Annotated in this window: 7 protein-coding genes, 3 tRNA genes and 1 pseudogene; 3 read left to right on the top strand and 8 right to left on the bottom strand. The window is 40.5% G+C overall.

Annotation, left to right across the window (positions count from 1 at the left end):
- Window positions 1–34: 34 nt before the first annotated feature.
- The 3 genes from CWC14_RS18090 to CWC14_RS18080 all read right to left on the bottom strand — a co-directional run bounded on the left by CWC14_RS18090 (window position 35) and on the right by CWC14_RS18080 (window position 344).
- Window positions 35–110, bottom strand: a tRNA-His gene (locus CWC14_RS18090).
- A gap of 24 nt (window positions 111–134) precedes the next feature.
- Window positions 135–211, bottom strand: a tRNA-Arg gene (locus CWC14_RS18085).
- 56 nt (window positions 212–267) lie between these two features.
- Window positions 268–344 (bottom strand) — tRNA-Pro (locus tag CWC14_RS18080).
- Window positions 345–691: 347 nt separating this feature from the next.
- Here CWC14_RS18080 and folD point away from each other — a divergent pair.
- Window positions 692–1,561 carry a bifunctional methylenetetrahydrofolate dehydrogenase/methenyltetrahydrofolate cyclohydrolase FolD gene (gene folD / locus CWC14_RS18075; RefSeq protein WP_076922194.1) on the top strand — a complete coding sequence of 290 codons (870 nt, stop codon included), beginning with the start codon at window positions 692–694 and terminating at the stop codon, window positions 1,559–1,561.
- A gap of 12 nt (window positions 1,562–1,573) precedes the next feature.
- Here the strand turns inward: folD and CWC14_RS18070 are convergent, their stop codons facing one another.
- On the bottom strand, window positions 1,574–2,470 hold the full coding sequence (locus CWC14_RS18070) for a DMT family transporter (protein ID WP_138564280.1): 897 nt from the start codon (window positions 2,468–2,470) through the stop codon (window positions 1,574–1,576).
- A gap of 188 nt (window positions 2,471–2,658) precedes the next feature.
- Complete coding sequence (gene cysS, locus CWC14_RS18065; protein ID WP_013465454.1) at window positions 2,659–4,038, bottom strand: cysteine--tRNA ligase; 1,380 nt, start codon at window positions 4,036–4,038, stop codon at window positions 2,659–2,661.
- Window positions 4,039–4,182: 144 nt separating this feature from the next.
- Here cysS and CWC14_RS18060 point away from each other — a divergent pair, with 144 nt between their 5' ends.
- Window positions 4,183–4,674 (top strand): peptidylprolyl isomerase, encoded by a 492-nt coding sequence (locus CWC14_RS18060; RefSeq protein ID WP_013465455.1) that lies wholly within the window; start codon window positions 4,183–4,185, stop codon window positions 4,672–4,674.
- Window positions 4,675–4,741: 67 nt separating this feature from the next.
- The gene (locus tag CWC14_RS18055; protein WP_036981895.1) at window positions 4,742–5,476 is read left to right on the top strand and encodes a UDP-2,3-diacylglucosamine diphosphatase; all 735 of its coding nucleotides are present in this window, start codon (window positions 4,742–4,744) and stop codon (window positions 5,474–5,476) included.
- 19 nt (window positions 5,477–5,495) lie between these two features.
- On the opposite strand, the gene CWC14_RS19860 is transcribed toward CWC14_RS18055, so the two are convergent.
- The 3 genes and pseudogenes from CWC14_RS19860 to CWC14_RS18045 all read right to left on the bottom strand — a co-directional run.
- The gene (locus tag CWC14_RS19860; protein WP_249928784.1) at window positions 5,496–5,831 is read right to left on the bottom strand and encodes an ATP-binding protein; all 336 of its coding nucleotides are present in this window, start codon (window positions 5,829–5,831) and stop codon (window positions 5,496–5,498) included.
- A 148-nt stretch (window positions 5,832–5,979) separates the two neighbouring features.
- Window positions 5,980–6,360, bottom strand: coding sequence for a sensor histidine kinase (locus tag CWC14_RS19855; RefSeq protein ID WP_249928783.1), 381 nt, complete (start codon window positions 6,358–6,360; stop codon window positions 5,980–5,982).
- Between the two features lie 20 nt (window positions 6,361–6,380).
- A pseudogene (locus CWC14_RS18045) lies at window positions 6,381–6,755 on the bottom strand (DUF3369 domain-containing protein); the annotation flags it as partial.

Raw genomic sequence — 6,755 nt, 5'->3', positions numbered from 1 at the left:
AACTGCGCTAATCGCCGATATTCTTTTTGTAAATTGGGGTGACTGATGGGGCTCGAACCCACGACAACCGGAATCACAATCCGGGGCTCTACCAACTGAGCTACAATCACCACGGCATTACAGTGTTTTCAAAATGGCGCACCCAGAAGGATTCGAACCTTCGACCGACGCCTTAGAAGGGCGTTGCTCTATCCAGCTGAGCTATGGGCGCATCGAAAACTTCATAGTTCACTAGTAAGTTAAATTGTTATGAATAAACATAAAAAATGGTCGGCGATGCAGGATTTGAACCTGCGACCCCTTGGACCCAAACCAAGTGCGCTACCAAACTGCGCTAATCGCCGATACTTACTATTGCCTGCGAGTGACCTCGTTGACAACGGGGTGCATAATAGTGATTTGACCGGGTTAGGTCAAACGTTTTTTTAAGAAAACAAATCAATTGCTCATTTTTAGTTCATAATGGTCAAATATTACGATACAGGGATAAAATTTAAACTCTTTTTTATAATTCGGGGGTTATAATTTAAAAGCAACTTGGCGCTCAACCGCTTTTCTGCGAAAATAGCCGCCATATTAAAAAATGAGTAAGGTGAAGGTCTTTTTCTTTATCGGCATTTTAACCCCTATATATGCATTCGTTTTTTAAATGTATCGGTATCAAGTTAATTAACCTAATTAAAGGTCACCCATGACGGCAAACATCATTGATGGTAAAGCAGTAGCAAAACAAGTACGTAGCGCAGTGGCTGAACGAGTTTCAGAACGTGTTGCACAAAACCTTAGAGCCCCAGGATTAGCTGTGGTGCTTGTTGGACAAGATCCAGCAAGCCAAGTTTACGTTGGTTCAAAGCGTAAAGCCTGTGAAGAGGTTGGTTTTATTTCTAAATCATTTGATTTACCCGCAGACACAACAGAGCAAGCGCTATTAGCATTAATTGATGAATTGAATGTTGATGGCGAAGTTGACGGTATTTTAGTGCAGCTCCCTTTACCAGAGGGCTTAGATGCAGAAAAAATTCTTGAGCGTATTACTCCACACAAAGACGTTGATGGTTTTCACCCTTATAATATTGGCCGATTAGCACAGCGTATGCCCGCTCTTCGTCCATGTACACCTAAGGGTATTATTACTTTACTAGATTCAACCGGCGTACGTTACAAAGGCATGCATGCTGTGGTTGTTGGTGCCTCTAATATTGTGGGTCGACCTATGTCACTTGAGCTGTTACTCGCCGGATGTACCACCACTGTTTGCCATAAGTTCACCCAAGATTTAGAAACGCATGTACGTCGTGCTGACTTACTGGTTGTAGCAGTGGGTAAACCTGAATTTATTCCTGGCGATTGGATAAAAGACGGCGCCATTGTTATTGATGTAGGTATTAACCGTTTAGACAACGGTAAATTAGTGGGTGATGTAGAGTACGCCGTTGCAGAACAAAAAGCTGACTTTATTACCCCTGTACCAGGCGGTGTGGGCCCGATGACTGTTGCCAGTCTAATTGAAAATACGTTAGAAGCGTGTGAGAAATATCACAATAAACAAAAAATAAAGTAATGAAGAGCCCGCTTAATTGCGGGCTTTTTGTATCATCATTCTTCGTTTTATTAATGCCAAGCCTTGTGGCAATACCGAAAATACGATCATTAATAACATAATCGCGTACTGCCAACTTTCATATTGTTCGTTAATCAATAACCCTGCGCATAAAATGCCGGCAATTGGGTTAGCTATAGTGCCAAAAGTAAATTCAACTACTGACATTCGCCCTAATAACCAAACATATAGGATGTAAGCCAAAGCAGTATTAGGGACCACTAGCCAAAATAACGCCAGCCATTGCGTGGTATTTATTGATGCAGTTAAAAATTGATACTGCAGAGGAGCAAAATAAAAAGCCTGTATTGCAGCAGCAATCGCTAGCAAACTGCCACCAATGATTAATTGCCACGTTAATACTGTCCACCAGTGTACTTTAGCGGTCACTTTTTTTACCAGCGTACTGCCTATAACAATAGTCAATAGCGCCCCTATCAGTGCCACTACTCCCAATAAATTAAGTGCAATATGTTGTGGGTCAAATAAGCGCCATGCTAAAACCACTAAAGCAAGGGCACAAAATCCTTGCACTAGCGCTGGCTGTTGTCGTTTAACAAGCCAAGCATACAATAATGCCACTACCGGTACAGACACCATACCGACACCTGCAATCGCAGCAGGTAAATTAATCGCCATTACAAAAATAAAACTAAAAAACAACGCAATATTGATTGCGCCTATTAGAAAAATGCCTGGCCACTGTTTAGCCGTTGGCCAAGAAGGTTTAAATAACAACAATAATAAACCAGCAGGGAGTGCACGTATGGCTCCTAGCAAGATTGGCGGCCACTCTGGGGTTGCGTATTTAGTTACCGCATAAGTCGTTCCCCATAAAAAAGCTGGGATCATGGCAAGTAAAATATTCATTAATTTTCCATTTTTAAATTGATGAATGCGAGTTTAAAACCTCAACTATAATTGAGGTCAACAATATCAATTTTATTAAAAGCATAATCAATCTAATGCAATTGATATAACCAAAAAAGGGTTACCCTATGGCAACCCTTTTTTTGTGTTCAGCGCGTTATGGCTAAATCCGCAAAGCTCAACAAACCCTAAGCTTTACGCCACGTTGTTTTTCCCGCTGAATCTTCAAGTACTACACCTAACGCATTTAGAGCATCGCGAGCTTCATCTGCTGCAGCCCAATTTTTACTGGCACGTGCGTCATTACGTTTTACAATCAGTGCCTCAATTTCAGCCACTTCATCGTCGTTTTGACCGCCTTGTAAAAATGCCTCTGGTGCTTGTTGAGCAATACCAAGTATTTCACCTAAGCTACGTAGAATAAAGGCTAAATGTCCTGCTTTTTCGCTATCACTGTCTTTTACACGATTTAGCTCTTTAGCAACTTCAAACACAACCGGTAATGCTTCTGGCGAATTAAAGTCATCATTCATGGCTTTTCTAAACTTAGCCACATACTCATTACCTTCAAGCTCACATTCAACTGGCTCAACGCCACGTAATGCGGTGTAAATACGCTCAAGAGACGAACGTGCTTGGTCTAAGTTTTCTTGAGAGTAATTGAGCTGACTGCGGTAATGACCTGATATTAAAAAGTAACGAACCGACTCTGCGTCATATTGTTTTAATACCTCACGAACGGTAAAAAAGTTATCTAACGATTTAGACATCTTCTCTTTGTTCACTTGTACCATACCGGTGTGGATCCAAGTATTTACATACTGGCCATTATTTGCACAACATGATTGCGCGATTTCGTTTTCGTGGTGCGGGAACTGTAGGTCTGAACCACCACCATGAATATCAAAATGCTCACCTAAATGCTTAGAGCTCATTGCTGAACATTCTATGTGCCAACCAGGGCGACCCTCACCCCAAGGTGATGACCACGACGGCTCCCCTGCTTTGGCTTTTTTCCATAAAACAAAATCAAGAGGATCGTCTTTATCTTGAGCTACTTCAACACGCGAACCTGATTGCAACATGGTTAAATCTTGTTGCGAAAGAGCTCCGTATTGCTCAAAGGTAGAAACATCAAATAAAACGTCGCCATCGGCTGCAACATAAGCGTGGCCTTTGGCAATCAAACGCTCAACCATAGCAATAATTTCATCCATGTGGCCGGTTACGGTTGGCTCTATATCAGGACGTAGCATATTTAAACTGTCAAAGTCTTCATGCATGGCTTTAGTCATACGCACGGTTAAGTCGTTAATCGCCTCACCGTTTTCATTTGCGCGCTTGATAATTTTATCATCAACATCGGTAATATTACGTACATACTTTAAATCGTAACCTAAGTGGCGAAGGTAGCGAACAATTACATCAAAACCCACAAATGTGCGTGCATGGCCAATGTGACAGTAATCATAAATGGTGATACCACACACATACATGTCGATTTTTCCATCGACCATAGGTTTAAACTCTTCTTTTTGGCGTGTCAGTGTGTTGTATATTTGTACCATTTAGTTGCTTTCCTTCACGATTAACAGAAAAGCTATGTTACCACTTGCTAAGCATGGGCTCTAGCGGTTTATCAAAGCTCTTTGTTAATCTGGGTCAACTACGATAAAATAGCGTCAATATTCAAACCAGCTATAGGAAATCTCATGGTTGTTCTACACACAAATTTTGGTGATATCACCATTAAAATGCACGAAAGCGAAGCTCCAAATACAGTAAAAAACTTTTTAGAGTATGCAAACTCAGGTTTTTATAACGGCACTATTTTTCATCGTGTAATTGATGGTTTTATGGTTCAAGGCGGTGGTTTTGCACCGGGTATGGAACAAAAAGAAGTAAACGACCCAATTGAAAATGAAGCGAACAACGGCCTATCTAACAAAGTAGGTACATTAGCAATGGCACGCACGCCTGATCCACACTCAGCTACAGCGCAATTTTTTATTAACGTAAATAACAACGACTTTTTAAACCACAGCAGTGAAACATCACAGGGCTGGGGTTACTGTGTGTTTGCTGAAGTAGTAGAAGGCATGGACGTAGTAAATAAAATCAAAGGTGTTGCTACAGGTAGCAATGGCTTCCACCAAGATGTACCACTTGAAGATGTGGTAATTGAAAGTGTAACTGTCAGCTAAGACCGCATTACTCTTCAAAGAATACATAAAGCGGGTATTCACCCGCTTTTATCTAAATGGAATCACCATGACTCGCCAAACCTACTTTATCGCCGATTTACATTTGAGTGAAAATCGCCCAGATATTACAGCGGCATTTTTTAAATTTTTACACTCCCATATTGTTCCTCAAAAAGTAGACGCCCTATATATTTTAGGTGATTTTTTTGAAGTTTGGGTTGGTGACGATTATGTTAGCGAACTCTCAGCAGCAGTGGCAGAACAACTAAAAGCGGTTAATAACTTAGGTATTCCTATCTATTTTGTACACGGTAATCGCGACTTTATCATGCGAGAACAGTACGCCGATATGGCAGGAATGACCTTACTGAATGAGCAAACAGTGATCGACCTCTACGGCACTCCTACTGTCATTTTGCACGGTGATGAAATGTGTACCCAGGATGTTGAGTACCAAAAGTTTCGTCGAAAGAGCCGTGGTTGGTGGTGGCCTAAACTTATGCTTGCTATGCCATTGTGGTATCGTAAAAAAATAGCCCGTGATGCACGTGAAAAAAGTAAGCTCAGCCAAGCTAATAAGCCAATAGAAATACTGGATGTGGTGCAAAGCGCAGTACTCGAAACCTTCGCCAAACATAACGTGGCTAATATGATCCACGGCCATACTCACCGCCCTGATGTACATACCTATGAAGTTAATAACCAAACGCTTACTCGCACAGTATTGGGCGATTGGTATACTCAAGGATCGTATTTAGTGGTGACCCCTAATTTTCAAGAGTTAGTTTCGACCCCCTTGTAGGGTTTTTAGCCTTTATTGACTAATCGTAATGAGACTTTGCTTTTAAGTCAGGTAAAGTAATAATAAATTGTGTTTTAAAATAGGTATCGCTTTGTGGTTCTGAATGAAGTTTGATGTCCCCTTTTAAAACCTGGGTTACCCATTGATAAACTATATATAAACCTAAACCCGTGTTACCTTTACCTCTAGCTGTAGTATAAAAGGGTTCAAATATATCTGCCTTTATCTCACTATTAGCACCTTTGCCATTATCTGACACGCTCAGCCTCACCCTATTATTAGTCGCTTGTTCGACTTTTATTTCTATTACACTCTCCTGCTTTTCATCAAAAGCATGGTTTAGCGCATTAACCACTGAGTTTTCGACCTCCTAAGAAATAATACCTGGCAAGCTAATTATATGTTTATTAAGTAAAAAACAGTTTTCACTTTTATTGGCGAATTTTTTAACCTGGAGTTTAATGACAATAATAGCTCTTCAATAATTTTTTCAATATCACATGCTATAAATTAATCATTATGGCGATCAATCGCCATTTTTTAAAACTTTTTACTAATACGGCGGTTTTATTTAAATTAATTTTAGCCAGCGCTAGGCTCTCTCCAATACTTGTTGTAATGCTTTCTAACGTTGATTTAGTCTGCCCCTGTTTCATCGCTTCATTTAATTTATTCAATGCCATATCTGCATTTGAAACAGAAATAACGGTTCCACCGATAGGCGTATTCATTTCATGAGCAACACCTGCCACGAGCAACCCTAATGAGGAAAGTTTTTGCGCTTCAATTAACCCTTCTTGCAGTTGCTGCTGCTTAATTGTGGTATCAAGCTCACGGTTAACGATATCTAGTTCTATCTTTTCAATATGTAATTTATGTGACAAGGCTAATAGCTGATTTTGAAACTGCTAATTTCTTTAAGCACAGCATAGGAAAGAGGCCATATCGTGCTTAGCGTTAATACTTCTAGATGCTTCAAGCACCAGCTATAAACCTTGCTTAGCTGACCTAATTTGTGAAATATACTCCCATGTACGTATGTTACTATTAACAATTGATTGCAGCTTATCTGCTGTAATATCTGATTTATTCCAGTATTCATCGATATCGAGCATTTTCATGATACCGCTCTCTGGTGCAAAACCAGGTTGCCTCTTAACAGCACAATACGCATTTCTGCGTTACCGATGACCTCTCGAATAGTATTCACTAAACGCAGACCCGAGTCATCCTCCTCCATCACCACATCTGTGAACTCCCCATCGACGCCACTCCGTGT

Source organism: Pseudoalteromonas sp. S3260 (assembly GCF_005886925.1).
GTDB classification, from domain to species: Bacteria; Pseudomonadota; Gammaproteobacteria; order Enterobacterales; family Alteromonadaceae; genus Pseudoalteromonas; species Pseudoalteromonas tetraodonis.
Note: the sequence above shows the minus strand (reverse complement) of the source record. Positions and strands in the feature narration are given on the sequence as shown.